General features: G+C 46.6%; 31 protein-coding genes and 1 pseudogene. 17 read left to right on the forward strand and 15 right to left on the reverse strand.

Translation table 11 applies throughout. The annotated features are described in order from the left end of the window. Window positions 1-6: 6 nt before the first annotated feature. Together NWAT_RS15015 and NWAT_RS15020 are read right to left on the reverse strand one after the other, a co-directional pair. Window positions 7-621, reverse strand: coding sequence for an SCO family protein (locus tag NWAT_RS15015; protein ID WP_013221870.1), 615 nt, complete (start codon window positions 619-621; stop codon window positions 7-9). 51 nt (window positions 622-672) lie between these two features. Continuing rightward, window positions 673-1404: an SURF1 family protein gene (locus tag NWAT_RS15020; protein WP_013221871.1), complete on the reverse strand. Its 732-nt coding sequence runs from the start codon at window positions 1402-1404 to the stop codon at window positions 673-675. A gap of 213 nt (window positions 1405-1617) precedes the next feature. Between NWAT_RS15020 and NWAT_RS15025 the strand changes: the two genes are divergently transcribed. Further along, entirely contained in the window at window positions 1618-1869 is a 252-nt protein-coding gene (locus NWAT_RS15025) for a twin transmembrane helix small protein (protein WP_013221872.1), read from the forward strand. Between the two features lie 89 nt (window positions 1870-1958). Here the strand turns inward: NWAT_RS15025 and NWAT_RS15030 are convergent, their stop codons facing one another. The 7 genes from NWAT_RS15030 to NWAT_RS15060 form a co-directional block, all read right to left on the reverse strand. Continuing rightward, on the reverse strand, window positions 1959-2825 hold the full coding sequence (locus NWAT_RS15030) for a cytochrome c oxidase subunit 3 (protein ID WP_013221873.1): 867 nt from the start codon (window positions 2823-2825) through the stop codon (window positions 1959-1961). Window positions 2826-2899: 74 nt separating this feature from the next. After that, complete coding sequence (locus tag NWAT_RS15035; protein ID WP_013221874.1) at window positions 2900-3469, reverse strand: cytochrome c oxidase assembly protein; 570 nt, start codon at window positions 3467-3469, stop codon at window positions 2900-2902. Window positions 3470-3642: 173 nt separating this feature from the next. Next, the gene (ctaD, locus tag NWAT_RS15040) at window positions 3643-5241 is read right to left on the reverse strand and encodes a cytochrome c oxidase subunit I (RefSeq protein WP_013221876.1); all 1599 of its coding nucleotides are present in this window, start codon (window positions 5239-5241) and stop codon (window positions 3643-3645) included. Between the two features lie 153 nt (window positions 5242-5394). Next, window positions 5395-6240, reverse strand: a complete 846-nt coding sequence (gene coxB, locus NWAT_RS15045; protein ID WP_013221877.1) for a cytochrome c oxidase subunit II — start codon at window positions 6238-6240, stop codon at window positions 5395-5397. A gap of 128 nt (window positions 6241-6368) precedes the next feature. Continuing rightward, window positions 6369-6845 carry a DUF2244 domain-containing protein gene (locus tag NWAT_RS15050; RefSeq protein WP_013221878.1) on the reverse strand — a complete coding sequence of 159 codons (477 nt, stop codon included), beginning with the start codon at window positions 6843-6845 and terminating at the stop codon, window positions 6369-6371. Between the two features lie 134 nt (window positions 6846-6979). After that, window positions 6980-7321 (reverse strand): c-type cytochrome, encoded by a 342-nt coding sequence (locus tag NWAT_RS15055; RefSeq protein WP_013221879.1) that lies wholly within the window; start codon window positions 7319-7321, stop codon window positions 6980-6982. Between the two features lie 47 nt (window positions 7322-7368). Next, complete coding sequence (locus NWAT_RS15060; RefSeq protein WP_013221880.1) at window positions 7369-7689, reverse strand: c-type cytochrome; 321 nt, start codon at window positions 7687-7689, stop codon at window positions 7369-7371. Between the two features lie 331 nt (window positions 7690-8020). Between NWAT_RS15060 and NWAT_RS15065 the strand changes: the two genes are divergently transcribed. From NWAT_RS15065 to tatC, 11 genes and pseudogenes are all read left to right on the forward strand, one after another. Continuing rightward, window positions 8021-8233 carry a DUF2970 domain-containing protein gene (locus NWAT_RS15065; protein ID WP_013221881.1) on the forward strand — a complete coding sequence of 71 codons (213 nt, stop codon included), beginning with the start codon at window positions 8021-8023 and terminating at the stop codon, window positions 8231-8233. Between the two features lie 137 nt (window positions 8234-8370). Then, a complete protein-coding gene (gene hisB / locus NWAT_RS15070) occupies window positions 8371-8964 on the forward strand; it encodes an imidazoleglycerol-phosphate dehydratase HisB (RefSeq protein ID WP_013221882.1) in 594 nt (197 codons plus the stop codon). Window positions 8965-8981: 17 nt separating this feature from the next. Continuing rightward, window positions 8982-9611, forward strand: coding sequence for an imidazole glycerol phosphate synthase subunit HisH (gene hisH / locus NWAT_RS15075; RefSeq protein WP_013221883.1), 630 nt, complete (start codon window positions 8982-8984; stop codon window positions 9609-9611). Window positions 9612-9666: 55 nt separating this feature from the next. Beyond that, window positions 9667-10407 carry a 1-(5-phosphoribosyl)-5-[(5-phosphoribosylamino)methylideneamino]imidazole-4-carboxamide isomerase gene (gene hisA / locus NWAT_RS15080; protein ID WP_013221884.1) on the forward strand — a complete coding sequence of 247 codons (741 nt, stop codon included), beginning with the start codon at window positions 9667-9669 and terminating at the stop codon, window positions 10405-10407. A 9-nt stretch (window positions 10408-10416) separates the two neighbouring features. Next, window positions 10417-11190: an imidazole glycerol phosphate synthase subunit HisF gene (gene hisF / locus NWAT_RS15085; protein WP_013221885.1), complete on the forward strand. Its 774-nt coding sequence runs from the start codon at window positions 10417-10419 to the stop codon at window positions 11188-11190. A gap of 2 nt (window positions 11191-11192) precedes the next feature. After that, a complete protein-coding gene (gene hisI / locus NWAT_RS15090; protein WP_013221886.1) occupies window positions 11193-11591 on the forward strand; it encodes a phosphoribosyl-AMP cyclohydrolase in 399 nt (132 codons plus the stop codon). Further along, complete coding sequence (locus tag NWAT_RS15095) at window positions 11584-11898, forward strand: phosphoribosyl-ATP diphosphatase (RefSeq protein ID WP_013221887.1); 315 nt, start codon at window positions 11584-11586, stop codon at window positions 11896-11898. Before hisI ends, NWAT_RS15095 begins: the two co-directional genes overlap by 8 nt. Window positions 11899-11903: 5 nt before the next feature. Beyond that, the gene (locus NWAT_RS15100; RefSeq protein ID WP_013221888.1) at window positions 11904-12251 is read left to right on the forward strand and encodes a histidine triad nucleotide-binding protein; all 348 of its coding nucleotides are present in this window, start codon (window positions 11904-11906) and stop codon (window positions 12249-12251) included. Window positions 12252-12289: 38 nt separating this feature from the next. Next, a complete protein-coding gene (gene tatA, locus NWAT_RS15105; protein ID WP_013221889.1) occupies window positions 12290-12565 on the forward strand; it encodes a twin-arginine translocase TatA/TatE family subunit in 276 nt (91 codons plus the stop codon). Between the two features lie 18 nt (window positions 12566-12583). Continuing rightward, on the forward strand, window positions 12584-12874 hold the full coding sequence (gene tatB / locus NWAT_RS15110) for a Sec-independent protein translocase protein TatB (RefSeq protein ID WP_013221890.1): 291 nt from the start codon (window positions 12584-12586) through the stop codon (window positions 12872-12874). Further along, window positions 12861-13607, forward strand: a pseudogene (tatC, locus tag NWAT_RS15115) (twin-arginine translocase subunit TatC); the annotation flags it as partial. The gene tatB and the pseudogene tatC, both read left to right, overlap by 14 nt. A 2-nt stretch (window positions 13608-13609) precedes the next feature. Here the strand turns inward: tatC and NWAT_RS15120 are convergent. Further along, window positions 13610-13957, reverse strand: a complete 348-nt coding sequence (locus NWAT_RS15120; RefSeq protein WP_013221892.1) for a pentapeptide repeat-containing protein — start codon at window positions 13955-13957, stop codon at window positions 13610-13612. A 257-nt stretch (window positions 13958-14214) separates the two neighbouring features. Between NWAT_RS15120 and NWAT_RS15125 the strand changes: the two genes are divergently transcribed. From NWAT_RS15125 to NWAT_RS15150, 5 genes are all read left to right on the forward strand, one after another. Beyond that, window positions 14215-14427, forward strand: coding sequence for a hypothetical protein (locus tag NWAT_RS15125; RefSeq protein WP_013221893.1), 213 nt, complete (start codon window positions 14215-14217; stop codon window positions 14425-14427). Between the two features lie 369 nt (window positions 14428-14796). After that, complete coding sequence (locus tag NWAT_RS15130; protein ID WP_013221894.1) at window positions 14797-16206, forward strand: amino acid permease; 1410 nt, start codon at window positions 14797-14799, stop codon at window positions 16204-16206. Between the two features lie 201 nt (window positions 16207-16407). After that, window positions 16408-18108, forward strand: coding sequence for a YbaL family putative K(+) efflux transporter (gene ybaL / locus NWAT_RS15135; protein WP_013221895.1), 1701 nt, complete (start codon window positions 16408-16410; stop codon window positions 18106-18108). A gap of 438 nt (window positions 18109-18546) precedes the next feature. Next, window positions 18547-18897: a TraK family protein gene (locus NWAT_RS15145; protein WP_013221897.1), complete on the forward strand. Its 351-nt coding sequence runs from the start codon at window positions 18547-18549 to the stop codon at window positions 18895-18897. Then, on the forward strand, window positions 18863-19723 hold the full coding sequence (locus tag NWAT_RS15150) for a P-loop NTPase family protein (protein WP_232420287.1): 861 nt from the start codon (window positions 18863-18865) through the stop codon (window positions 19721-19723). Before NWAT_RS15145 ends, NWAT_RS15150 begins: the two co-directional genes overlap by 35 nt. Before the next feature lie 105 nt (window positions 19724-19828). Here NWAT_RS15150 and NWAT_RS17695 read toward each other — a convergent pair whose 3' ends face one another. The 5 genes from NWAT_RS17695 to NWAT_RS15175 all read right to left on the reverse strand — a co-directional run bounded on the left by NWAT_RS17695 (window position 19829) and on the right by NWAT_RS15175 (window position 26248). Then, window positions 19829-20056, reverse strand: coding sequence for a transposase (locus tag NWAT_RS17695; RefSeq protein WP_157679962.1), 228 nt, complete (start codon window positions 20054-20056; stop codon window positions 19829-19831). Between the two features lie 309 nt (window positions 20057-20365). Beyond that, on the reverse strand, window positions 20366-20680 hold the full coding sequence (locus NWAT_RS15160) for an IS630 transposase-related protein (protein WP_013221899.1): 315 nt from the start codon (window positions 20678-20680) through the stop codon (window positions 20366-20368). Between the two features lie 106 nt (window positions 20681-20786). Then, window positions 20787-23174 carry a sucrose synthase gene (locus tag NWAT_RS15165; protein WP_013221900.1) on the reverse strand — a complete coding sequence of 796 codons (2388 nt, stop codon included), beginning with the start codon at window positions 23172-23174 and terminating at the stop codon, window positions 20787-20789. Continuing rightward, window positions 23171-25333 (reverse strand): HAD-IIB family hydrolase, encoded by a 2163-nt coding sequence (locus tag NWAT_RS15170; protein ID WP_013221901.1) that lies wholly within the window; start codon window positions 25331-25333, stop codon window positions 23171-23173. Before NWAT_RS15170 ends, NWAT_RS15165 begins: the two co-directional genes overlap by 4 nt. After that, a complete protein-coding gene (locus NWAT_RS15175) occupies window positions 25334-26248 on the reverse strand; it encodes a PfkB family carbohydrate kinase (protein WP_013221902.1) in 915 nt (304 codons plus the stop codon). Window positions 26249-26282 lie beyond the last annotated feature (34 nt).

Raw genomic sequence — 26282 nt, forward strand, 5'->3', positions numbered from 1 at the left:
TATTTATCACCCTATTTGAGAAACAAACAATAGCCGTTTAAGATCCTTAAGCATATGCTCAGGAGTTTCTTCAGGTGGATAGCTAATCACTAAATTACCGATAGGATCGATGATGTATACCCGCTGCGCCATTAAGGGATCGGGAACTTCCGGCAATGCAAACTGATTCACAAATCCTTCCTTACCTTTTTCTTCAGAAGCCACGATGAGATCAGGGTGTTGCTCCTGGAGCCAGTCTGACTCATTAAGAGAATCCAGATCATTAGTAACCCATAGACGTTGAATCCGGTGCATCTCCTTGCCCGTAGCTAAACGGATTTGACGCGTTTCATAAAGATTCTGACGGCAAATTTCATCACACTTTGCCGGCCCAAGAACCACTAGCGTCCATTTTTCTCTAAGTTTTTCAATAGTAAGCTTTTTGCCTTCTAAGGTCTTAAGAGTTGCCTCACCAAGGGGCCTTGCAGGGGTAATAAGCTCGCCGTAATTGCGAGTCGCAAACCTCTCCCCTCTCTCCGAGCCTTGCAGTAGCCACCAGGCTCCTATTATGGGGAGTGCGCATATAACAAAAATAGCCAGGATAATCCCTTTATTAGCCGATTCTAAATTTTTATTACCCACCGCTTTATTCTATCCTCTAAACCCCTGTTGTACCGCTCATTATCATCAAAATTAAAAATTACGCCGATATAAAATGATAGCTATAATTAGACCAATCAGCGCTAGAGCAAACCACTGAACCGCATAAGCAAGATGTTGCTGCACACTGGTTGGAGGTTCGGGCCATTGACGAACAAACCCATAGGGCTCCTCAGGAGCAAGTTGGAGAATAAGCGGCTGCAAAAAATAGCCTAACTGGAACTGCAGTTGCTCTATACTCACATATTGAACTACCTTAGGCCAACCGCTCGATTCTCTACTTTCCTCACCCCCCAGAAAAAAAGGGGCTTGATAGGGTTGCCGTAAAACACCATGCGCGGTAACGCGTAGAGGAGGGGGCTCTATCCGAGGAAGCTCTTGCCGGTCTAGTTCCATCGGAAGCCAACCAAGGTTAACGAGTATCCCGTTTCCATCTCCATCGTTAAACCGTAGTGGTATCAGCACATGATAACCCACCCGACCCTTATGGATTTGATTATCCAAAAATATAACATGCTCATTATCAAACCAGCCTTGCGCAATTCCCTGGCGATATTCACTATCCGGCAATTGTAATCTTTCCTCCCCCACCTGAAGAGACTCACCAACACTCCGCTCTTTAAGAACGGTCTCTATAGTGTGTTTTTCCCTCGCTCGCTGCAATTGCCACAGACCCAATGAGGCCAGGGTAATAATCAAGAGTAGGAAAAATATCGTGAAACGTAGTTTGGGCCAGGAGGCTTTATCATTAAACTGAAATAACACGCTTGGGTCGTTAATTAATGAAGGTTAAACTATGATTCATTATGATGCTGTTTAAAGATTTAGATATAAAGCCAAAATTTCTAACAGCAGATAGGCAAATATCGACTATACCGATCTCTTGAAAAAAAGATCCGCCTCTTGGCGCCAGGACAAATCATAATCCCCCGCTGAAAGAGGTCTAATTCCAAGATTTTTAACCTAATGGAGCGCATCATGATATTTAAATTAGTTATTATTGTTTTTTTTATTTTTGTCCTCTATACCCTAGGAACCGCGCTCTTTGCTCTAGCGCGAAGCAGCGGTCATTCGGATGTGCGAATGGTCAAAGCACTCACCTACCGTGTTGCTCTTTCATTAGGATTATTCATCCTTCTAATGCTTGGCTATGCGACAGGAATTATCACTCCGAATACAGCGGTACCTTCTCCCCCTAAAGCAGAAATACAAGCACCTCCGCAGCAGTGAAGGTACGACATGGTTTATTACCTAGCTAGAAAATCTAGCTAGGTAATAAACAAATCAGAACAAACTCACATTTACTGAGCAAATAACTCTTACAACCAATAAACAAATATGAAAAGGCCAAGCCATACCACATCAACAAAGTGCCAGTACCAGGCGACGCCTTCAAAAGCAAAATGATGTTTAGGTGTAAAATGACCCGCTAAACTGCGAAGAAGGACAACAAGCAGCATAATAGAGCCAACGGTTACATGGAAACCATGAAAACCGGTTAGCATGTAAAATAATGAACCATAAATTCCAGAACTAAACCTCAAATTCAGCTCATCCATGGCATGGCCATATTCATAAAGCTGTAGTCCAACGAAGGTGAAGCCCAAAGCAACGGTAAGGAATAATCCAATGATCAGTTGCCGGCGGTTATCCTTCTTAAGCCCCCAATGGGCCCAGGTAACCGTTACACCGCTGGTAAGCAGAATTAAGGTATTAAGCGCCGGAATGCCCCAAGCCGCCATGGTCTCAAATTCACCGCCAACGCTTTGGGGGCCGTTGGTCGGCCAGACATCGGTAAACTCCGGCCATAGGAAGGTATGAGCAACACCTTTAGCCCCTTCCCCTAAAAGCCAAGGTAGCGTTAAATCACGGGTGTAATAAAGCGCGCCAAAGAAAGCCCCGAAGAAAAATATTTCTGAAATAATAAACCAGATCATGCCCCAACGAAAGGAGCGATCAACCTGCTCGTTATAAAGGCCAGCTTCGCTCTCGCTGATAACTGCCCTGAACCAGCCGAACATCATGAAAAACAAAAGCCCTATAGCAGCGATCAGGAGATATTTGCCTATCTCAACCCCATTAAGATAAGCAGTAAAACTTGCTGCCATGCTAAAAAGCGCGATAGAACCGATTATCGGCCAGTAACTAGGTTGGGGTTGGTAATATTCCCCATGTGCATGAGCCATAAGATACATCCTCCCGCATTATTTTAATCGTAGTAATATTAGCTGTGTCGTTGAAACTAATAATATTTAGTTCGCTACCCAGAAGGTGTTGTTATCTGGGCGCTGGCCCTATCGCTCACATCAAAGAACGTGTAGGACAAGGTCATCTCAGAATAGTTTTGTGGTAACTTAGGATCGACAAAAAAGACTACCGGCATTTCCCGAGTCTCACCCGCTTGAAGGGTTTGCTCAGTGAAGCAGAAACATTCGGTCTTGCGTAAGTGCTTAGCCGCCAGCCCCGGACTCACGCTAGGTATCGCCTGACCAATGACGGAATAATCATTCAGGTTACTTGCATAATAGGTAACCTTGGCTACCTCACCAGGATGAACCCGAATTTCCTGCACTTCCGGTTTAAACTCCCAAGAAAGCTGACTATTCACGCTTGCCAGAAATTGAACAGTGATTGTTCGGCTGGTATCTATAGCACCTGCTTCTGAAACCGACACCGCTACGTTTTCTGGCTTGCCATTTAGGCCCGCAATCTCGCAAATCACATCGTAGAGAGGCACCATGGCATAACCAAACCCGAACATCGCTACCACCATTAGGGCCAATTTTGCTACTAACCTGTGATTAGTAGCTTCTCTTTTGCTTGTATTCATCTTATCGCATTCAGATATATGAATAATATATAAATAGCCAATGCTATACCCGCAACCAACCATGCCATGCGCCGGGCTTTCGCCCGGCGTCGGTCGTTATCAGAGGGGTTAGATCCAAGTCGATCAGTCATAGCTTAAAGAAGTCCTTGAAGCACCACCGCCTCTTATAATAATTAATGGGGATTATTTTCCGCCGTGACCTGGGGTGGAGTTGTGAAGCTATGGTAAGGGGGCGGAGAGCTAAGTGTCCACTCTAAACCCTTTGCGCCTTCCCATACCTGGTCGGTAGCTTTTTCCACACCTGCGCCACCACGAATAGCCTTAATAACTACATACACAAAGATCAGCTGAGAAAAGCCGAAAATAAAAGCACCTATGGTGGAAATCGCATTGAACTCGGCGAACTGAATGGCGTAGTCAGGAATTCGCCGCGGCATACCCGCCAAGCCAAGGAAATTCTGCGGAAAGAAAACGATATTCATTGAAATCACGGACAGCCAGAAATGCCATTTCCCTAGACGCTCGTCATACATATTACCAGTCCACTTGGGTAGCCAGTAGTAAACAGCAGCGAAAGTACCAAACAGCGTCACCGGCAGAAATACATAGTGGAAGTGGGAAACAATGAAATAGGTATCATGGTACTGAAAATCCACCGCGGCTACGCCCATCATAAGACCAGTCAGGCCACCAATAGTAAATAAGGCGATGAAAGCTAGAGACCATAGCATGGGCAACTCAAAAGTCATGGAACCCCGCCACATGGTGGTAAGCCAATTAAAAATTTTGATCCCAGTGGGAACGGAAATCAGGACAGTTGCATACATAAAATACAACTCTCCTGAAAGCGGCATACCGACAGTAAACATGTGATGCGCCCATACAATAAAGGAGAGGAAAGCAATCGAAGCTAAAGCGTAGACCATGGAATGATAACCAAATATTGGCTTACGGGCAAAAGTCGGAATAATATCCGATATCACCCCAAAAATAGGTAAAACCATAATATAAACTTCGGGATGGCCAAAAAACCAGAAAATATGCTGGTACATCACCGGGTCGCCGCCACCAGCCGCGTTAAAAAAACTGGTGCCAAAATGACGGTCGGTAAGCTCCATGGTCACGGCGCCAGCAAGCACTGGAGCTACCGTAACCAGCAAAAAGGCGGTAATCAGCCATCCCCAGACGAACATAGGCATTTTCATCAGACCCATGCCGGGTGCCCGCATATTTAGGACGGTGACAATAATATTGATCGACGCCAATATAGAAGAAAGACCCAGTAAGTGGACAGCAAAGATGGTCATATCAATGCCAATCCCACCCTGGATAAACAAAGGTGGGTACATGGTCCATCCGCCAGCGGCTGCTCCACCTGGCACCAGTAGGCTGCCAAGAAGCAAAAGCATGGCAAAGGGCAAGAGCCAGAAGCTCCAGTTATTTAACCGTGGCAAAGCCATGTCAGGCGCGCCAATCATAAGCGGTATCTGCCAGTTGGCTAAACCCGCTAAAACGGGCATCATGGCGCCAAAGATCATAACCAATCCATGCAGGGTCACCAACTCATTAAATCTCTGAGGATCTAGAATTTGTAATCCAGGTGCAAAGAGTTCGGTACGGAATGTTAGCGCCATCGCGCCGCCAACAAAAAACATGGTAAGACTAAATACCAGGTATAGAGTACCAATATCCTTATGATTGGTGGTTGTTAACCAGCGCATGATGCCGGTAGGGTGATGCGCGTGATCACCGTGTGCTGCTACTGTGCTCATGGATTTCTCCTATGAAATTAACCTATGATTTAAAAACAACGCCCTAACACTTTATCTCTCCTCGCTGGCTTTCTTTTCTAGATAGACACTTCAATATCAATAGGATGAGAAAACTAGCTTGGAATCTCCCTCTAGCATATAAAAGTGTTTTGGCTAGTGTGTCTCTGCTTGAGCCGATTGAATGACGGCCTTCGCCCCCTCCCCGGACAGTGCGGCTTTGCTCTCAGCCATCCATTTATCAAATTCTTCCGGAGTTTTGGCTTCCACGACGATAGGCATATAACCATGCCCCCGGCCGCAAAGCTCTGCACATTGTCCCCGATAAATACCGGGTTCTTGTATAACCGCCCAGGCCTCGTTAATAAAGCCAGGAATCGCATCTTGCTTGAAACCAAACGCAGGCACCCAAAAAGCATGATTAACATCATCGGCGGTAATAACGAAACGCACTTTTTTATCGGTTGGGAGCACCAATGGATTATCCACCTCAAGCAAATAATGCTCACCTTTAGGGGCTTTGTTTACTATTTGATCAAAAGGAGTGGATAGACTGCTCGTGAAACCAAAGTCATGGTCCACATACTCATAGTGCCACCGCCACTGATAACCCGTTACCTTTATTGTGAGGTCGGAAGCAGAGCTATCATAAATGCGAACCATGGCAGAAGTAGCAGGTACCGCGACAGCAATTAGGATTAGGAGTGGAATAATCGTCCACGTTACTTCGAGAGTGAGGTTCTCGTGGAACTGACTGGCTACCGCGCCCTTGGATTTACGGTGATGGTAAATAGACCACGCCATGACACCGTACACCAAAATACCAACTCCCACGCAAACCCAAAAAATAAGCATGTGAAGATCGTATATCTCCTCCGAGGTAGGGGTAACTCCCCTCGTCAGATTCAAGTCTAGCTCGGCACACGCATTCCCACTCACCAGGAATAAGCCAGTACCTCCTATAATTGTTGCGAATAAGCTTTGTCTATTAAATACGCCCATCCATTTCCCCTCCGGCTATCAAATTTAATGTCATTAATATCAAACGACGGCGTAAAAGTATATATAACATACATCTTTTTTATGCGCCAGTACGGCAATTGGTTTACATTCATCAACTTTAAAAATCACTAGACGCCACAAACCGTCTGCAACTCCTTGGCTAAATGGAGACGCTCCTCCTCGCTCAGAAAAACGCCAATTTCTACCTCGTGCCCGTGAGAACCTATTATTAGGCGGCTCATATGCCACGCATAGGGTGGAAGCTCAACTCTAACCCGAGCCCAATAGCGATGGAACTTCCATGTTTCACCCTTCATTTCGCGGCCACGAAAAACCTCAATATCCTCCTGGCCAATGGTAATAACTTCACAATGTTGAGCACGACGCGCAGACAGGTAAAACGCACTGCCTAAAATTAGCAGTTCTAGTCCAGCAAACGGAAAAATCAACCATAAACCTAAAAGACTAAACCCCCCGGCTATTATGACAAGCACTAGTGTCATAGCAAAAAAAACTGCCTTCATTCCCCTCCAGCTCAAAGAACTATTGGGTCGAAGGATAAACCGAAAGGTATTCCCAGAAGGCCCAAACCGCTTGCAAACCATGCTGCACCTTTATAAACCCTAAAAAATTTTTAACGGTATTTAAAAATATAGGTAAAGCAGCCACTTTGTGGAAAGACCAACCTCCCGTTCCTCTCTAACTTAAATATCTCAAGAGCATGATTGCTCTCCAGATTCTATCTTCCTATCTTCCAAGGCAAGGTAAGACCTTTTTGGCTAGCATAATAGGCCGCCAAATCCTCTTTATCTTGCTCGGAAAGCGGGGCGGCCATCGGCTGCATAACTGGATCTGTTCTATCGCCAACTTGATAAGCAGTCAAGGCATGAACTAGATATTCAGCATACTGCCCCGCCAACTTAGGAAATTGTGGCGCAGGACTATTGCCGTCTGGTCCATGGCAAGCAGCACAGGCTTGAGATTTTTGTTTCCCTGCCGCTGGATCACCTGCTGCTAGAACGGAACCAGAGATAAGAACCACAAATACCGGAGCCAGTAAAAATAACCATCTTCTCAGCATGAAAAATCCTCCTCAATCATGTTTTATGGTTTAATTCACTATTTTTGTTATTGAGCAGAGAGAAAAGCAGCTATATCCGCCATATCCTGCTCGCTCAGGCTGTCTGCGGAACCTTGCATGGGGGGATGGTTTCTGGCACCGGACTTATAAGCTTTAAGGGCAGAAACAAGATATGCCGCATGTTGTCCACCTAATTTTGGCACCGCATAGGCTGGATAAGCATTACGCCAACCAGAAATGCCATGGCAACCGGCACAGAGTTCAGCTTTCTTCCGACCAGCTTCGGGGTCACCTTCCGCATGCGCGGTTAAACTAGCCAGCAAAAACACACCGGCGCCCATAGAAATAAAAAATTTTTTCTTACCCATTTTTATGATTACTCCCGGTTACTCCCTAAGTGGAAATGGTAAGTACTAATTTATCGACTCTCTTTATTAGATTTTATCCCCTAGTGCTCAAGTATCCTCCGTCAATTGCCTATTACCAAAAGAAATACTGATATAAACAACTATACATGATTAGCAATCAGAATAACTCTTAACCTATATTTTATATATCGCTTAATAGCTACAAAGCAAGCATGCAGATTAATTTTGAGCAATAGAGTAGAATTTTTTTAGTGCCAGAATGGACAGCACGGTATATTAAGTTGGAGTATAACCATACACGCAACCTACTTAACAGGCAATAACGTAGATAATGCAAGACAAAAATACCCGCTCAAGCTTTCTCGGTATATTTAAGAGCATCTTTACCGCACTCATTGGACTCCAGAGCAGCCGCATGCATGAACGTAACGTTACTCAGGGCCAGCCAACCCTCTATATTTTTACCAGTATCGTAGTGCTTGCCTTTATTATCGTGGCTTTAGTAGGGCTAGTCCAATTAATTCTGCGCTTAACCGGTGCTTAGGACTCTATATTTAGAACGCTAGTAGCCACGATTAATGCCTTGCAGACAGGCAAAGAGGAATAAATTCAGGTAATATCTGCCATTCTGCCTTAAAGAAGCACTCAACAGCCTTGCAGACATTTAGATCGCAAAAAATTATGTCGAATTATACCGCTACCGTTTACCGCGAAACGTTAGAAACCCGCGTCGAAGTTGATCTCAATCTAAGCGGAGAAGGGTATTTTACCGCCGAAACAGGCTTACCTTTTCTTGAGCACATGCTTGCTCAAGTAGCCCGGCATGGATTACTCGATCTCACGGTAAAAGCATCCGGCGATTTGCATATCGATGCTCACCATACCGTTGAAGATATTGGCATTACCCTGGGACAAGCCTTACAACAAGCCTTGGGTGATAAAACGGGGCTTCAACGCTATGGTTATGCCTATGTCCCCTTGGATGAAGCGCTTTCCAGAGTGGTGCTAGATCTTTCCGGAAGACCTAGCCTGCACTATCGGGTGAATTATCCCCGGGCCCGTATTGGTGATTTTGATGTCGATCTTTTCCAGGAGTTTTTTCAAGGCCTGGTCAACCACGCCGCCATGACTTTGCATATTGATAACCTGCATGGGCGTAATGCCCATCATATCGCCGAGACCATATTCAAAGCTTTTGGCCGCGCCTTACGAGTTGCCGTGGAGTACGATCCACGCCGAAAAGGGCAGCTAGCTTCCACCAAGGGAATGTTATAACTTTAGGGCTTAAACTCATGTCCAGCGTAGCGGTGATTGATTACGGGATGGGCAACCTCCGCTCAGTAGCTAAAGCATTAGAACAGGTGGCGGGTAAAGTTCGAATAGATGTCACCAGTAATCCCCAGCGGATTCGCGCAGCTGACCGGGTAGTTTTTCCCGGCGTAGGCGCTATTCGTGATTGTATGCATGAACTACGGCGCCTAAATCTGGATACCATAGTGACCCAATGCGCCGCTGATCGACCTTTTTTGGGAATCTGCCTGGGTCTGCAAACTTTGCTTGAGCTTAGCGAGGAAAATCACGGCGTTCCCTGCCTTGGTATACTGCCAGGCCAAGTACGGCACTTTGATGTCAGCAAAGCAGGCTTGAAAGTACCCCATATGGGATGGAACCAAGTCCACCAAGTCCGCACACACCCCCTATGGAACGCTATTCCCCAGGATTGCCGTTTCTATTTCGTCCATAGTTACTATACAGCACCGGATGAAGCATCCCTCGTTGCTAGTCGTACGGATTATTCCACACCTTTTGCCTCGGCGTTAGCACGAGACAATATTTTTGCAGTTCAATTCCATCCCGAAAAGAGCCACAAATTTGGACTGCAATTACTCGCCAACTTCCTCACCTGGAACGGAGTGAGTTAAAGCATTACTAACTGCAATTCGCGCCCTATGGCTTGTAAATTGGAAGGAAATCACCATGCTATTAATACCTGCCATCGATCTCAAGGGGGGAAAATGCGTTCGCCTGCGTCAAGGACGCATGGAAGACGATACCGTATTTTCTGATGATCCAGTCGCCGTGGCTTTACATTGGGCAGAAGCCGGTGCAAAACGGCTTCACTTAGTTGACCTAGACGGAGCGTTCGCGGGGCAACCGGTTAATGCCGATATTATTTATCATATTGCCCAAGCATTACCTGATATGGATATTCAAGTAGGAGGAGGCATTCGCGATGGCGATACCATCCAAACTTACTTGGATGCGGGAGTTCGCTATGCCATCATCGGCACCAAGGCTATCAATGCGCCCCATTTTGTCGCTGATGCTTGTTTAGAGTTTCCTGGCCATATTCTCCTTGGCCTAGATGCACGAGAGGGCAAAATTGCAATTAACGGATGGTCCAAGCTCTCCCGGCATAATTTAGTTGATATTGCTCAACGCTTTGAAAAAGATGGAGTCGAAGCCATTATTTACACTGATATTCAGCGCGACGGCATGATGAGGGGAGTCAACGTAGAAGCCACTAGTGAGCTAGCTAAAGCGGTTAATATTCCCGTCATTGCCTCAGGCGGCGTCTCCTCGCTGGCAGAGATAGAAGCTCTATGCCGACATGAACCAGATGGCATTGGAGGAGCGATCATTGGCCGGGCTCTCTACGAGGAGAAAATCCAGCTTGCTGAAGCCCTCGCCTTAGCCAAACGTCTCTCCGGGGAGTAAACAGGGCAAATGAGTCTAGCCAAACGCATCATTCCTTGCCTTGACGTGGCCAATGGCCGGGTAGTAAAAGGGGTCCGTTTCGTTAATATCCGTGATGCAGGCGATCCGGTAGAAATCGCCCGTCGTTATGATGAGCAGGGCGCAGATGAAATTACTTTTCTGGATATTACCGCCAGCAGTGATAACCGGGATACGCTGGTGCATGTGGTTGAGGCGGTTGCAGCCCAAGTATTTATCCCACTTACGGTAGGCGGGGGTATTCGCTGCCTTGAAGATATCCGGCGCCTATTAATTGCTGGTGCCGATAAAGTGGGCATCAACACGGCTGCCGTCCAACGACCCGAATTAATCCGCGAAGCAGCGGAACGCTTTGGCTCCCAATGTATTGTGGTTGCCATTGATGCTAAACAGGTTTCTTCTGCTGAGGAACCGCCGCAATGGGAAGTCTTTACCCATGGTGGCCGTAAAGAAACGGGACTGGATGCGGTAGCCTGGGCCCGCCAAATGGTTGAGTTTGGGGCTGGAGAAATTCTACTGACCAGCATGGACCGAGATGGAACCCGAGAGGGCTTTGACCTTCTGCTTACCCGTACTATTAGCGAAGCCATCCCGGTACCGGTGATCGCCTCGGGCGGGGTAGGTACCCTGGACCATCTCGCGGCAGGGATTTTAGAAGGAAAAGCAGACGCAGTGCTGGCCGCTAGCATCTTTCACTTCGGAGAATATACCATTGCAGAAGCCAAAGAGCATTTATCGGCTCATGGCATTGAAATGAGACAATAACAATGTCTCTCACTTGGTTGGAAGACGTGGCTTGGAACAAGGAAGGACTTATCCCTGCGATCGCCCAGGAAGCTCACACCGGCCAAGTACTGATGCTCGCATGGATGAACCGAGAAGCCTTAGAGACTACCGTACAATCAGGCCATGCAGTTTATTGGTCCCGATCCAGAAAGCGTTTATGGCATAAGGGCGAGCAATCCGGGCATGAACAAATCGTTAAAGCCATTCATCTGGACTGCGATAACGACGCGGTGCTTTTATTGGTCGAACAAAAGGGAGAAATTGCTTGTCATACTGGTCGCCATCGGTGCTTTTTCAAACGTTTAGAAAAAGAAAATTGGGCAAGTGTTGAACCCGTATTGAAATCTCCAGATAGTATCTACCATAATTCAGATGAATGATACTCTTGAACGCCTTGCTACAATATTAGAGGAACGCAAAAATGCAGACCCGCAACACTCATATGTGGCGCAACTTTATCAGGCTGGCCAGGATAAAATCCTAAAGAAATTAGGCGAAGAAGCAGTTGAAACGGTTCTGGCTGCTAAAAGCAGAGAATCAGATGCGATTATCCATGAAACCGCCGATTTATGGTTCCATAGCTTAGTGATGCTGGCTGAGAGCGGACTCCGACCAGAGCAAGTGCTCAGGGAATTAGAGCGGCGTTTTGGTTTATCGGGGCTGGAAGAAAAAGCAAACCGGGGGTAAAAATAATGGCGATAGATCAAATAGACTGTGTCTTTTGCAAAATTATAGAGGGTGAGCTGCCAGCAAAGCTGGTTCATGAAGACGATCAGGTAATTGCTTTTAAAGACATTCACCCCAAGGCAGAGGTCCATTTGCTGTTAGTACCCCGCACTCACATTGCCAGCCTAGAACAACTAGAAATCAAACATGAGAGGCTGGTTAGTCATTTATTGCTGCTCCTACCCGATCTCGCCCACCAGCAGGGCCTCCAGGACGGTTTCCGGACTATCATTAATACGGGACGGGGAGGTGGTCAAGAAGTGGATCATCTCCATATCCATTTGTTGGGCGGCAGCCAACTACCGGGTTTCTAGCTAACATATATAAACAACTCAGAGCGCAAAGCAAAACTATGGGAGTAGGTGGAATTAGTATTTGGCAGCTTCTTATCATCTTAGCGATTATATTGCTGCTATTTGGTACCAAAAAGCTGCGCTCTATTGGCACAGATCTAGGCAGTGCCGTAAAGGGCTTTCGTAATTCTTTGCGCGATGAGGAGCGCCGTGATGCTGAAGAGGCGGCAACCATGGAGCATAAGCAAGCGCATAAAACTGAAAATACCTCTCGGAGTAGTCAGCAAGGTGATACCGATTTCAAGATAAAATCTAGTAACAACGAAAACAAGTAATCCTTACACCACTATCCTATGTTCGATATTGGCTTCTGGGAAATCTTAGTCATTTTGGTCATACTGCTCATTGTGGTGGGTCCAGAGCGGTTACCCACGGTTGCCCGTACTACAGCCCTATGGATAAGGAAAGCGCGCCGCTTCGTCTCCCAAGTTAAGCAAGAAGTGGAAGAAGAATTAAGGGCTGAAGAACTGCGTCAATCGCTTGAAAAAAACAAAGATTTATTCGATCTAGACGAAACCATTAGCGAAAAACCTCTCCCTAAGCCGAAGCCCTCCCATTCTAAAAAATCCGATGACGGTGCCTAAATCCTCCGGTACCGAAGAACAACCGCTAGTCTCCCATCTCATGGAGCTGCGGAATCGTTTGCTTCGCAGCCTTATCGTCATATTGGTCATGACAGTCGTGCTCATGCCCTTTGCAAATGATCTGTACCGCTTGCTCGCCCGCCCCCTCATGGCTCATTTGCCCGAGACAAACTCAATGATTGCCACTGAAGTGGCGGCCCCCTTCCTTACCCCCTTCAAACTCACCTTAGTAACCGCAATTATCCTCTCTGTTCCGGTGCTTCTATACCAGCTCTGGGCCTTTATTGCGCCGGGCCTTTATCAAAATGAACGCCGTCTTATTTTACCCCTATTAACTTCCAGCACCCTCTTGTTCTTTCTGGGAATAGCGTTTGCTTACTTTGTAGTTTTCCCACTGATGTTCGGCTTCTTCACTCAAGCAACACCCGAAGGTGTCGCCGTCATGACGGATATCAGCAAATATTTAGATTTTGTATTGACCATGTTTTTTGCCTTTGGACTTGCTTTTGAAGTGCCCGTAGCCACTGTATTACTCGTATGGACCGGAATTACTAATGTAGAACGCCTGCGAGAAAAACGCCCTTATATCATTGTTGCTGCCTTTATCTCTGGCATGCTATTGACGCCCCCGGATATTATCTCGCAAACCTTACTGGCCCTCCCCATGTGGCTTTTGTTCGAAACGGGATTATGGTTCTCCCGGCTATTTATGCCAAAAAAATCTATGGAGGAACCTTAATCCGCCTTTAGATAACGCATTCTGGTTCCATAGCGCAAAGATAAACTTATCTCTTCCGGTTTCAGTTCCGAAGGAAAATAAACACCTGCAATGTGCGCGCCGTGAATACTTGCTCCTTCAAGCCGGCTAGCTGAAAAATCAACACTCCTTAAATCCGCCTGGCGAAAATAGCTGCCACTGAAATCGAGGCCTTCTGCTTTTAATCCTCGCAGATCGGCTTTGAGAAAATCACAATAGGTCAGATCACAGCTTTCTCCGTTTGCTACCCGGCAGTTGAATTCTTCAACTTCACCATTTCTCAGCAATAAATATAAGAGATCAGATTTAATTTGGGGTTCAGTCATTACCTTAGCCTCTAGCGTTTTACAACTCTTTTAATAGCAAAACCCAGCTTGATGTTATCCCGCTTTGCAGAAAAGCAACTCTTAGCAAACCATCATGGATCATTGGTATGGTAACTAATCTAAGGCGGCAATTTATCAATCTGAATACGGCTAACATTTACCGAATGCTTAAGTAAAGCTATGCTTAAATATAACACACGGCATTCAATAGCTTGCCGCACTGGAAAAGGTGGGCAAGCCTAAGCTAGGAGACTGAAATGTATCTAAAACATAAGATTTCTTCTGATCTAATAGAGATTCTTAATATCAAAGAGTTAATCGATCCTTCCAGAGAAAGCATCACTGGCCGTTCTCACGTAGGAGAAGAAATGCAAGAACCCGCTTCTTTCCAGAAAAGAGAGTTTATCTTTCCCTCTGGAGAAACGTTGCCTCAATGTTGGATTGACCCAGACTATAAGAAAAAAATGTAGTTCAGAAACCAGCTTTTTCGGGGACTCAAAGGGTTATGTGTTTTGCGTAGCCCTTTTTTATTTATTTACTCACTCACTTTGAACTAAAGTAAAACAATCATATTGGTACCACATTGCGGGAACAACGGTACAACCATTGGTACCATTTTACCTTGCTAGCTTCTTTAGCTCACATCAAATTATAGCGATTTTTCATTGCTTACCTACCAGCTATCTTTATTGTAGATAGCTAGTTTTTATAAAGTTAAGCTACGCTTTTACCAAAATTTATGCCAAAATAGTTTTCTAAACTCACTAGTGTACCGAGATAGCTAGCGCTATAACAAAGCTCACCTCAAAAAATTTCTTAATAGAGTAAGCCGAGAATTCATGAAACTGTTTCGAACTAAGCCTATCGAAACGGATCTAGCTAAGGATACCGGCCTTAGAAAAGTGCTGGGAGCGTTTGATCTGATCTTACTTGGCATTGGCGCCATTATCGGCGCTGGTATTTTTGTGCTGACGGGTATTGCCGCAGCGAATTACGCTGGACCCGCCGTGGTCTTATCTTTCGTAGTAGCGGGAATAGCGGTTACTTTGGCTGCTCTTTCCTACGCAGAATTAGCTGCCTTTATCGGCGGTGCTGGCAGCGCTTATGGCTATGGCTATGCCGGTTTAGGTGAGTTTGTGGCGTGGGTCATTGGCTGGATGCTGATTCTGGAATACACTGTTGCAATCTCCGCAGTATCCGTCGGCTGGTCAGGTTATGTCGGTAACGCACTGGCAGCAATGCAAATGCATCTGCCCGACGTGCTGGCAAAAACGCCTTCTCAAGGCGGCTGGGTCAATTTGCCAGCGATGCTCATTATTCTTATCCTCGGAGTCCTTCTTGCTACCGGCGCTAAGGTAAGCGCCCAGTTCAACGCTATCATGGTCTTTGTCAAAGTTGCCGCCATACTGCTATTTATCGGTGTTGCCCTCTTCCATATAGATACTAATCACTGGACCCCTTTTATGCCTTTTGGCTGGCAGGGAGTCATGACCGGCGCAGCTAGTATTTTTTTTGCTTATATCGGTTTTGATGCTGTCTCTACGGCAGCTGAGGAGACCCGAAATCCACAAAGGGATCTGCCTATTGGAATCCTGGGGTCTCTCGCTATCTGCACGCTGCTTTATATGTTAGTGGCTGCGTTATTGACCGGCATTGTACCTTACCCCTCCTTAGATGTTCCCTCCCCAGTTTCCGAGGCCCTTCTCCAGCTAGGTGCGAAGTGGGCCTCCGGGATGATTGCTATCGGCGCTATTGCCGGCCTTACTACCGTTATGTTGGTCCTATACTTTGGGCTGACCCGGATTTTATTTGCTATTTCACGGGACGGTTTATTGCCACCCTTTTTTTCTCATATAAACGAGAGGACCGGTACCCCCGTGCGGGTAATTTTGCTGTCTGGTCTAGCGATGGCAGGCATTGCAGGCTTCGCTCCCCTCAATGATATCGTCGAGCTTACCAACATTGGCACGCTCGGTGCATTCACAGTAGTTTGTGCTGGAGTCGCTGTACTACGCTACACTAGACCAGAGTTACACCGACCGTTCCGAATCCCATTTAGTCCTGCCGTCCCTCTACTAGGAATCGCCTTCTGCGTATATTTAATGACCCAATTGAGCGCAGATACGTGGACTCGATTTTCAATATGGATAGCAGCAGGACTAGTCATTTACTTTACTTACTCCTACCGCCACAGTAAACTCTCTGATTCAAAGGAAAATAATAAACTAGCCCATGCGCCGCTTGAGTAAAGCCTTGCTTTGCTTCCCTTTTAACTTACCTATGCTGATAAAAAAATGTGTTGATTGCTTACGCTATTAAGCACGAATTTCCCCCCGCCCAAATTAGACATCTCTTGTCTATCCTATCTTCTTTATTGAATTTGTTAAAAAAATTTTTTCTCGTATTTTCATTATCAACAAGAGCGAGTAAGGTTTGAAGGAGAAAAGCTGGTGCTCCACAGCTCCCCCCTGATTACGACTCTTGCTGTGGCGCTCGGACTCGCCCTCGCGCTTGGCTTTCTCGCCGAGCGGATCAAGCTCCCGGCACTGGTAGGATACCTATTAGCCGGTATCCTCATTAGTCCCTCTACCCCGGGTTTTATCGCCGACATAGAAATCGCAAGACAATTAGCCGAGATTGGCATAATGTTACTGATGTTCGGCGTAGGACTCCATTTATCTTTAGAAGAACTACTGTCGGTTCGTAAAATTGCTTTGCCTGGAGCTGTACTGCAAATAGTTATCACCACAAGCTTAAGCACGGGCATCGCTATTGTCTGGGGTTGGGAATTGGGAAGCGCCATGGTTTTCGGCTTGACACTATCAGTTGCCAGCACCGTAGTATTGCTGAAAGCGCTTGAGACCCATAGTATTCTGGATTCTGTAAATGGGCGAATCGCTGTGGGCTGGATAGTGGTAGAAGATATCACTATGGTACTAGTACTCGTGTTTCTTCCGCCACTGGCGGGATGGCTGGATGGAGATGGAGCCAACACCCAAAGCTTGGAGCTAGGATGGACGCTAGGGATTACCCTAACTAAAGTAACTGTATTTGCTGCTCTGATGCTTATTGTGGGGCGCCGTTTCTTCCCATGGTTACTATGGCAAGTCGCGGATACGGGCTCACGCGAACTCTTCACACTATGCGTGGTAGCTGCCGCTGTGAGTATCGCCTATGGGGCTACGACTCTATTCGGAGTATCTTTCGCCTTAGGCGCTTTTTTTGCCGGTATGGTGCTAAGAGAATCTGAACTCAGCCACCGCGCCGCCGCAGAATCCCTGCCTCTACGGGACGCCTTTGCGGTCTTGTTTTTCGTATCGGTAGGGGTGTTATTTGATCCCGTCATTCTCATTGAGCAGCCATTGGAGTTGCTCACGGTAGTCACTATTATCATAATAGGAAAGCCGCTAGCAGCAGCAACTCTGATACTCACTTTCCGATACCCTTTAAATACGGCACTCACGATCTCTGCCGGCTTAGCTCAGATCGGTGAATTCTCTTTCATTTTGGCCGGGCTTGGTGTTAGCCTGGGATTGCTCACTGTGGAAGGCCAGAGCCTAGTTCTAGCCGGTGCTATAACTTCCATTGCTCTCAACCCCCTGGTATTCAAAGCGATTGAACCCCTGCAAAGATGGCTGCGATCCCGCTCAGTCTTGGCCCGGGTACTTGAAAAATCCAGCGATCCCTTAGCGGAATTACCTATGTCCACTGAGCAAAAATACCTTTCTAAGCAAGTAGTTTTGGTCGGGTATGGCCAAATAGGCCGACGGATTGGAAAAATACTGACTGAGCAGCGGATTCCTTATGTAGTTGCAGAACAAAACCGGGAGCTAGTTGAAACGCTGCGGAAACAAGGCATACCCGCTGTATCAGGGGACGCCTCGGACCCCACCGTGCTTATCCAAGCTCACATTGCTCGGGCTAAGGTACTAATAATTACTGTACCGGGCGCCTTTAGTACACGGCAAATGATCAAGACGGCACGTACTCTCAACCCAACAATCAAAACGGTTATTCATGGCTACAGCAAAGAAGAAACTATACTGCTGGAGCAAGAAGGTGCTGGAAAAATTTTCCTTGGCGAGAATGAGTTAGCTACAAACATGGCACTGCATGTACTGGAACAATTAGGAAAAAAAAGTAAGCATTAAAGATTGTGAAGCAACGGGGGTAACCATAGCACCCTGTAGGTGATGATATTCAGTCGAAATAAAATATCTGCAATTACCGGCATGGCTAGCAGATGAGCAGCGAGGGAGACAATATCCGTTGCCATTACTATACCAAAAGGAGCCGGAGACAAATCTTTTATATTTTTGAATAGATGGCCCGGTGAAGTTTGCCGAATAGGTGCCTTTCTATGGGTAGAGTTCATAAATAATAAAAAACTCTTCTAGCTTAATAGGCTGACGAAATTTCTTTTATTTTTCTAGGAATCAGCCAAAAAAATAATTAAGATCGCTAGGTTTTACCACAGCATGTTCCCGCAAATCATTCTTTAATATACTGCTTGAAGTGCGGTTAAAGTGTGGTAAAGTGGCGCTAAATATGTGTGTGAAAGTGCGGATAAATGCAATAAGGAAAGAAGCATGACCCTATCTGATAAGCTAAAAAAGTGCACTCAGACGCGTGGCCAAGGACATCAAGCATTTTTAGCCCAGCGCTGCGAAATCGCACGGGCACTGAAGGCTGGCTATCCGGCCAAAACTGTGTGGAGTTTACTCCATGAAAAAGGAACCATGCCGGTCCAGTACCGAACTTTTATGGAGTATGTAAACCGCTACCTCAAGGATAGCGGACAGTCACAATCTCAACCAGCTAAAATATCATCTTTGCCCCCACTCAATAAAGCTAAGTCGGTAACCAAATCTAGCCAACCTCCCTTGGCCAAGCGCTTTCAGTTTGATGCCAAAGGCAAAACCAAAGAAGAACTCATTTAGGAGAATACGCCCGATGGCAAGAGCACATTTTACTTTGCAAGGGAAAGGCGGTGTAGGCAAAAGCTTGGTCTCCGCCCTGATTGCCCAGCATCGCCAGGAAAATAACATTCCCCTGATCTGTGTGGACACCGATCCGGTGAATGCCACCTTTTCCGGTTATACAGCTTTCCCAGTCAAGCGAATAGAGTTATTAAAGGAAAATACTATCGATGAGCGGGAGTTTGACCGGCTCATGGAGCTTATCGTGGACAACCGGGATACGGAAATAGTGATTGATAATGGAGCATCTAGTTTTATTCCTTTATCCTCCTATTTAGTGGAGAATGAAGCAATAGATATGCTTCATTCCTTGGGGCATTCAATTATTATTCATCCGGTAGTAACGGGCGGTCAATCGCTGCTCGATACCCTCTCAGGTTTTGATGCCTTAGCCAGCCAATTTCCAACATCGGCAGAGATGGTAGTATGGCTGAATCACTACTTTGGTCCAATTGAAAAAGAGGGCAAAACCTTCGAAAAAATGAAGGTTTATCAGGATCACAAAGGACGCGTGAAGGGAATTGTGACGATCAATCGTTATAATCAGGCTACCTTCGGAGAAGATATGCAGCAAATGCTCGAAAATCGGATGACTTTTAGCCAGGCGATTAAATCTGAAAAATTTAAACTTATGGCTAAGCAACGCCTCAGAAAGGTGAAGGATGAACTATTTAAACAAATGGATCAGGTACTAGCAGTATCAGCAAAACCCGTGGCCAAAAAATACCCAGCTACCGAAGCAAAAAAGCCGAAAAAAGTGAGCAGAACCTCTGGCAAACAATCATAGTGACAATATTTACTCCTCCCTTTCAATCCCCGGCCCCCACTCAGCAGCCTACGGAAAAACAAATTCCTACATTTTATTGCTGCAGGAGTATTATAGTTATTTGCGTTAAGAATAAGACAATATGAGTTGATCGATTGACGTGTGTTGTGGCAATGATTGTCGCCTCTTTTTCATGCCGCCAAATGAATTTTCTATGGGATTGAAGTCCGGTGAATATGGCGGTAGCGGTATGACCATGTGGTAATCTGAAGCCACAATCTTCTGGATACGCTTATGATTGTGAAAGGAAGCATTGTCCATGACGATGAGGGTGGGCTCATGCAGCTCTTTCATCAAGCACTGCTCAATCGCTCAATCCATGTTTCAACAAGCGCCGCCGTGCATGAGCCTTCAAAGAGCATGGGCGCCAACCCTTCTTTTTCCTGCCCCTTAGCGGCGCGAGGCTGTGCCATGATAAGATTAGTCCATTAGTCCGGCGCTTGCGTTTGCCTGTGATAAGGCCAAGGATTTTGTGTCCTTTTTGCACCCATCCTGCATCACGGTCACAAGGGGCATCAAAGCCCGTTTCATCCATGTAAATCAGCTTCTTGAGGCCGAACATCCTATGCTCGGCAGCGAGTTTCTCAAGAAATTCTTGCCTTCTCATATTGCACCGCTCTTTTTTTTTACGATCTTTACCGTCTTGAGCGCACGGCTTATAGAGCTCGTGTGAACGCCAAAAACTTCCGCGCGTTCATGCAAAAACATATCGGGATGCTCCTCAGTGTGCTTCTTCAGAGCAGCCTTATCAATCTTACGATGACGAAAACCAGCCTGCTTGGGAGCCAGAGCATCAGCATTTAGCCAACGATAAAGAGTGTTGCGAGAAAAACCAAAAAGACGCGAAGCCTCAACTTTGCTACCACCCTTTTTTATGTATGAGAGGGCGGCCTCTCTCAAATCAAGCGAATAAGTCATTCATTATAATAACATGTAACTTTATTAACGCAAACTACTATACTAACTAGCTGACAGCTTTATTACTCCAAGCTATTCATGCGGAATGGAAGGATAACTTTTTAAGCTAATGCTCCATCTGCTGAGCAAGGGGGCGAAATTGCAGATTATAAAACATCTCCAGGTAACGTCGGCGCTCCTCCCGCTCCAGATTAGTTACATATTTCCAAAAACCATAAATGCGGGACAATGTCATCATCCGCTCGGCGTAAAGTTCCCAAGTATAATGGTTTTTAATACGATGCAAAGCACCTTGGGAGAATCTGTCCCAATAACCTGCTTCAGTCTGGCAATGTTCAAAAAAATCAGCGATGCGGTTAGCGACTTTTTCACCATGGTTAGGATCAATATGAAAACCTGACACTCCCTCTTGGATAATCTCTAAAGGTCCACCATAACAAGTAGCAAAGGTGGGCAGTCCGCTACTCATAGCCTCTATCACGGTCAAACCAAAAGCTTCAAAAAGAGCCGGTTGAACAAAGGCGCCACGGGAGTCAGCAATGAAGCGGTAAAGCTCCCCTGCCAAGTTTTTTTGCAGCATAACTCCTAACCAGCGGACTTGGCCATCCAATCCATATTCTTCCATCAATTGATGCATGCGAGCAATTTGCGCCTGTTCTTCACTATCCGCTGACTGGCTCTTATCAATATATCCGCCCACGACCACTAAATTGACTAATTGTCTTAGCCGCTCACAGCGTCCGTACCACTCTACTAAACCCGTGATATTTTTAATTCGATCCAGGCGCGCTATGGTAAACAATAAAGGCTTGCTGCGATCCTGAAGTTTACCACGGGTGTCAGAACGATCATCACCCCATACCAGCGCTTCGATTTCCTGTCGCAATCCACTTAAACGCCGTTTTGTATCTGTATAGGGAAAGTAAACTTCCCCATCCGCACCGGGTGAGACAATGTTGAATTTAGGATCAAAAACGTCAATGCCATGAATCACCTGATATAATCCTGGCAAAGTATAGGCGCTATAACTCTCATACTGGCCCACGCTGTTTTTATTCCCGGCAATTTCCTGATACGTGCTGGTGATAATAAAATCGGCGCTATTCATAGCGATGAGATCACCAGTAAATTGACAGGCAAAATGATATTGGGCATCATTTTCTCGCCAATATAAATCGGAATAAAGGTATTTAGTCTTTTCCAAGGCATGGGCAATATTGCATTGAGTCACCCGTAAACGCTGAGAGAGAAGGGTCGCCACCAAGCTTCCGTCCGAGTAGTTACCGATGATGAGATCTGGACTCCCTTCAAGCTCGGCAAGCATTTCCCTTTCCACATCCATGGCATAGCGCTCAAGGTAGGGCCAAACCTCAAAACGGGAGAGCCAATAGGGCAGTACTTCGCCCGCAGCGTTGCGAAAGGGTACCCTTAAAATAGCGGCATTTTCCGTTCCTACAATGGATTCTAAACGTTGATCGCACCGGGTGCCCCGAGCCTCCGGAATCAAGCGAGTGACGACCAAAATCTGAGGTGTAACATCAAGTCCCTGCTCTTTTAACTGTCTGCGCATTTCCTTCTCTAACGCCCGAACCTGATCCAGGATATACACTACTTGGCCTCCAGTATCCGGTAATCCGAGAATATTACCCTGGCCAAAATACCCATGGGGACTCAGGATCGCAATATTAAAGATCATGGGAATGCGTGCTAAAAAATGCTCCAAGTTACCAGGCTCAGGCGCTTCAAGAATATCCATTAAAAGACTAAAGGAATCCTGCATTCGGACCGCGGTTCTACCCCAGCCCCGCTCAAATCCCAATTCCTGTAACTTATGCCCTACGGCATCCCATTCAGCAGCTTCCTGAAAGCTGCCAAGAAAATCCATTGCCAAACGCAAAGCACGCCGCAACCCTCGTACATCCTGGATACGATCATTCAGCATTAAGGGCTGTCCCCGACAGTGGTGGACACTTAAGAAACTGAGCAGATATTGTCCTCCGGTCTCTAATTCATTAAAGAGCTGGTTAGAAAGATGCCGGTTGAGAAAATCCATTCCGCGCCCAATAGAGCGGGTTTCCTTAAGCCGAGGAAACTCCCGGTTGAAGGGTCCCATATCAATTTTCAGCGGCCACGATTGAGGCTGTGACGTACCAAGCACAAGCCGTTCCTTGAATTCTAGGAATTGGGAAACAGTTACCGTTTCAATGTGCATTACCTCAGTATGAATCCGGTAGTATTCCCAGTTTGCAATTCGAGGACGCACCGATAAATAAATCCACTCCGGATCAACCGCCGCTTCTTGGACGGTTTGAATTATTGTTGCTAAGGGGGAATCCTGGAGCAACGCTCCTCCCTCGTCCTCTTTACAGAAAAGATCAAATTCATCGACGAGATCAGATCTAAGCAAAAAAGGCCTTTGGAGCGCCAAATAGCGGCGCAACAATAAGTAAATGATCTCTTTGTGCTGGCCTACGAAATTAGCCAATTCATTCATAGTGCTTTTTCCTTAGCCACTACCGCTTTCTCCTGCTCAAGAAAGCCATAATGTTCCAATGCCTCTAAAATCCCCCAGGCATGATGAGCTTGAGCAAAATAAATACTGGAATCTTTACGCAAATGCTCAAGTTCAGGGCTATAGTTACCAACAACTGCCCCTAAAGTATTACCAGATAACATCTCTTCATCGCTGCCGGAGTCGCCCACTACAAGAAGGTGCTCTAGGAGAATACCCCATTTATCGCAAAAAAAACGAACCGCGCTTCCCTTGGAAGCCCGCACCGGCAGTAAGTCCAGATAAGCTTGATAGGAATAGATAATATTGGCGCTCAAGTCCAACTGCCGCAGATGGCGAGCAATCGCTGGAATATCAAGTCCTTTCTCAGCATCCACATCATAGCTGATCTTACAAGGTAACTGTTCACTAGGAGGTTGAAGGCGCAGATTAGGAATATCAGCCATCGCTTTGAGGATGGATTCCCGCTTCCAACGGTAACGGATATGCTGTTGCCAGCTTTGATCTTCCACCAAATTTGGTCCATAGAAAATTTGAGACCCTACCCCCGTAATCAGAAGATCAGGAAGAGGAATGCCCCATTTCTTAAGCACTTTGAGGGTGCTAGCAAAATTTCGCCCGGTCGCAATACCAAAACCAATTTTAGTGCCTGTCCCCTTGAGACTTTCAAATAAGCTGCGCAGACCTTCTCCATCTCCAGTTAAGGTATTGTCAATATCGCAGATCAACACTTTTTCGGAAACGGGTAAGCGGCTCTTTTTTTTCGCTTGGAGCCTGGGTTTTTTTGTCTTCCGAATGACTTTACCCACCTCGCGTAAATATTTAGTGACATGTCCTGGCCAGGAGTAATACTGCTGAGCACCCTTAAGGCCATTTTTAGCCCACCGGTGCCAACGGTTGCGATCAGAAAGAGACTCTAGCAACATCTTCCCCATCCGGTCCGCATCCAGGGGATCAATGAGGCGTCCATTCTTACAGTGCTCCAATATTTCCCGGGGGCCCCCATCATGGGTAGCAATAACGGGTAAACTACTTGCTGCCGCCTCAATTAATGTGAGACCAAAGGGCTCAGTAAGTGCGGGATTAATGAAAATACCTTTTGACCGCGCCGCTAAGCGGTATAAATCTGGAACATCATCAACCTCATGATGCTTAGGATAAGCAATACTGCCATAAAGATCATAGTAGTCAATTAATAACAATATCTCCTTTAGGACCGTCCGCGGTCCTTTCTCCATGGTATCGATATCATCTCGGTTACCCGCTATTAGTATTAAATTAGCCTTCTGGCGTAGGGCTGGATTTTCTCCATAAGCACGGATCAAGGTAGAAATATTTTTCCGCGCATCTGGTCGGGACAAAGCCAGAATGAGAGGTTTACGGGGGTAGGATAGAAAACGATTTATTTCCTGCTCAATCGGCGCATTACGCCAAAAGCGGGAAGGTGGGTGAAAGCGCTCCAGATCGGTGCCAGGGGGAATGACTACCATCCGCTTGGGGTGATAGTTATCGTAGAGGGCGTACTGCTCATCCACCTCCTGCTGGGTGCTTGCAACCACCAGCGCTGCCGTGCTAAGAACTTGTTCTTCAGCCTCAATCCGTTGGCTCATATTGTATCGAGTTTCGATACTTTCCTCTTTAGTTCCCCCTTCAAGAAGCCGGTGCCGCTTTACCCGACCTAAGGAATGACCCGTATGCACTAGCGGTACACCAAGTAAGCCTGCCAGTCTTACCCCTACATAAGCCGCATCCGCATAATGGGAATGAATGATATCGGGGAGGCGACCGATACGGCGAATATGCTGTAGCGCATAATCGGCGAAACTACCTAGATAAGGCCATAACACTTCCTTGCGCAGGTAGCGGCGCGGACCACAAGTTAAGCGTACAATCTGAGCCCGGGGGGCAAGGCATTCTAGCGGTTCACTATAATCTTGCTCTACTTTGGGATCGATGACTTTTCGCGTTAATAAGTCAACCCGGCCAACTTGAGGGTTTTCTGCAAGGGCTCGGGCCAGTTCAATGACGTATTTTATCTGGCCACCCGTATCAGCATCTCGGCCTAATTCCAGCTCATGGCCCCGAATAAGTCCATGGAGGCTGATGAGCACAATATATAAGCCATCATCGGGCTGATTCATTTAAGCCTCCCGCCAATCCGCTATAAATTCAGCGTAGAATTGAGAGTCCTGGGTCACAGCACCTCGCATCGTACAGATGGCAGCGGCAAAAGCAGCTCCCCGCTCTATTGCTTGCTTAAGTGGCCAGTCCTGCAGGAGTCCTTGTATCATCACGGCACTAAAAGCGTCACCCGCGCCCACCGTATCTACCACCTTAACGGGTTGTGGCTCGACCCAATGGGTCTTATCGTCCGCCGTTACTAAAAAAGCCCCCTTGGCGCCCAAAGTGACTAACACCCAAGCCAGCTGAAAACGCTGGCAGACAGACTGAGCGCCCTTTACCAATTCTTCCTCGGTTTTAGCCTTATGTTCAAGGAGCATAAGCAACTCCAAATCGTTCAATTTAACCCAGCGGGCAGTGTGCAAAGCCTGTTCCACTGAAGCTCGCTGCCACCAAGGAGAGCGAAGATTAAGATCAAGAAAAATAGGTGGTTCCCAGGCACTGGACAAGGCCGCCAGTGCTTTTTGGGAGACGGCGGAACGAGTAGCCAATGTACCTCGATAAAGCAAAGGAGGCGCTTGGTTGGATAACTGCTGCAAGAAGAGATCAGGATCAATAAAATCGTAGGCCTGTTCCGGTAAGATATCAAAGCTAGGCTGATCGTCCTGAAGGGTAACCTCTACTCTACCTGTGGGATGGAGCGGATCTTGCTGAATTCCACGGCAGTCCATACCCCATTTTTTCATGGCTGCTAGAACCCGCTGGCCCTGCTCCTCAGTGCCTACCCGACTAATCAACAATGGCGCTAGACCAAAACCTTGCAGGTGCCAAGACACATTAAAGGGCGCGCCCCCCAAAACTTGGGTTCCATCGGGAAAGCAATCAAAAAGAACTTCTCCAAAAATAACGGGGCATGGAAGCGGTTGCTGTTGCATCATATCTTATCCAAATTGTTGACTGCCCAATCAA

Source organism: Nitrosococcus watsonii C-113, assembly GCF_000143085.1.
Lineage (GTDB): Bacteria > Pseudomonadota > Gammaproteobacteria > Nitrosococcales > Nitrosococcaceae > Nitrosococcus > Nitrosococcus watsonii.

Coding starts and splice junctions, on each gene's coding strand:
- NWAT_RS15025 (WP_013221872.1), top strand. CDS start 1,618: ATGATATTTAAATTAGTTATTATTGTTTTTTTTATTTTTGTCCTCTAT.
- NWAT_RS15030 (WP_013221873.1), bottom strand. CDS start 2,825: ATGGCTCATGCACATGGGGAATATTACCAACCCCAACCTAGTTACTGG.
- NWAT_RS15035 (WP_013221874.1), bottom strand. CDS start 3,469: ATGAATACAAGCAAAAGAGAAGCTACTAATCACAGGTTAGTAGCAAAA.
- ctaD (WP_013221876.1), bottom strand. CDS start 5,241: ATGAGCACAGTAGCAGCACACGGTGATCACGCGCATCACCCTACCGGC.
- coxB (WP_013221877.1), bottom strand. CDS start 6,240: ATGGGCGTATTTAATAGACAAAGCTTATTCGCAACAATTATAGGAGGT.
- NWAT_RS15050 (WP_013221878.1), bottom strand. CDS start 6,845: ATGGTTTGCAAGCGGTTTGGGCCTTCTGGGAATACCTTTCGGTTTATC.
- NWAT_RS15055 (WP_013221879.1), bottom strand. CDS start 7,321: ATGCTGAGAAGATGGTTATTTTTACTGGCTCCGGTATTTGTGGTTCTT.
- NWAT_RS15060 (WP_013221880.1), bottom strand. CDS start 7,689: ATGGGTAAGAAAAAATTTTTTATTTCTATGGGCGCCGGTGTGTTTTTG.
- NWAT_RS15065 (WP_013221881.1), top strand. CDS start 8,021: ATGCAAGACAAAAATACCCGCTCAAGCTTTCTCGGTATATTTAAGAGC.
- hisB (WP_013221882.1), top strand. CDS start 8,371: ATGTCGAATTATACCGCTACCGTTTACCGCGAAACGTTAGAAACCCGC.
- hisH (WP_013221883.1), top strand. CDS start 8,982: ATGTCCAGCGTAGCGGTGATTGATTACGGGATGGGCAACCTCCGCTCA.
- hisA (WP_013221884.1), top strand. CDS start 9,667: ATGCTATTAATACCTGCCATCGATCTCAAGGGGGGAAAATGCGTTCGC.
- hisF (WP_013221885.1), top strand. CDS start 10,417: ATGAGTCTAGCCAAACGCATCATTCCTTGCCTTGACGTGGCCAATGGC.
- hisI (WP_013221886.1), top strand. CDS start 11,193: ATGTCTCTCACTTGGTTGGAAGACGTGGCTTGGAACAAGGAAGGACTT.
- NWAT_RS15095 (WP_013221887.1), top strand. CDS start 11,584: ATGAATGATACTCTTGAACGCCTTGCTACAATATTAGAGGAACGCAAA.
- NWAT_RS15100 (WP_013221888.1), top strand. CDS start 11,904: ATGGCGATAGATCAAATAGACTGTGTCTTTTGCAAAATTATAGAGGGT.
- tatA (WP_013221889.1), top strand. CDS start 12,290: ATGGGAGTAGGTGGAATTAGTATTTGGCAGCTTCTTATCATCTTAGCG.
- tatB (WP_013221890.1), top strand. CDS start 12,584: ATGTTCGATATTGGCTTCTGGGAAATCTTAGTCATTTTGGTCATACTG.
- NWAT_RS15120 (WP_013221892.1), bottom strand. CDS start 13,957: ATGACTGAACCCCAAATTAAATCTGATCTCTTATATTTATTGCTGAGA.
- NWAT_RS15125 (WP_013221893.1), top strand. CDS start 14,215: ATGTATCTAAAACATAAGATTTCTTCTGATCTAATAGAGATTCTTAAT.
- NWAT_RS15130 (WP_013221894.1), top strand. CDS start 14,797: ATGAAACTGTTTCGAACTAAGCCTATCGAAACGGATCTAGCTAAGGAT.
- NWAT_RS15145 (WP_013221897.1), top strand. CDS start 18,547: ATGACCCTATCTGATAAGCTAAAAAAGTGCACTCAGACGCGTGGCCAA.
- NWAT_RS15150 (WP_232420287.1), top strand. CDS start 18,863: ATGCCAAAGGCAAAACCAAAGAAGAACTCATTTAGGAGAATACGCCCG.
- NWAT_RS17695 (WP_157679962.1), bottom strand. CDS start 20,056: ATGAAAGAGCTGCATGAGCCCACCCTCATCGTCATGGACAATGCTTCC.
- NWAT_RS15160 (WP_013221899.1), bottom strand. CDS start 20,680: ATGACTTATTCGCTTGATTTGAGAGAGGCCGCCCTCTCATACATAAAA.
- NWAT_RS15165 (WP_013221900.1), bottom strand. CDS start 23,174: ATGAATGAATTGGCTAATTTCGTAGGCCAGCACAAAGAGATCATTTAC.
- NWAT_RS15170 (WP_013221901.1), bottom strand. CDS start 25,333: ATGAATCAGCCCGATGATGGCTTATATATTGTGCTCATCAGCCTCCAT.
- NWAT_RS15175 (WP_013221902.1), bottom strand. CDS start 26,248: ATGCAACAGCAACCGCTTCCATGCCCCGTTATTTTTGGAGAAGTTCTT.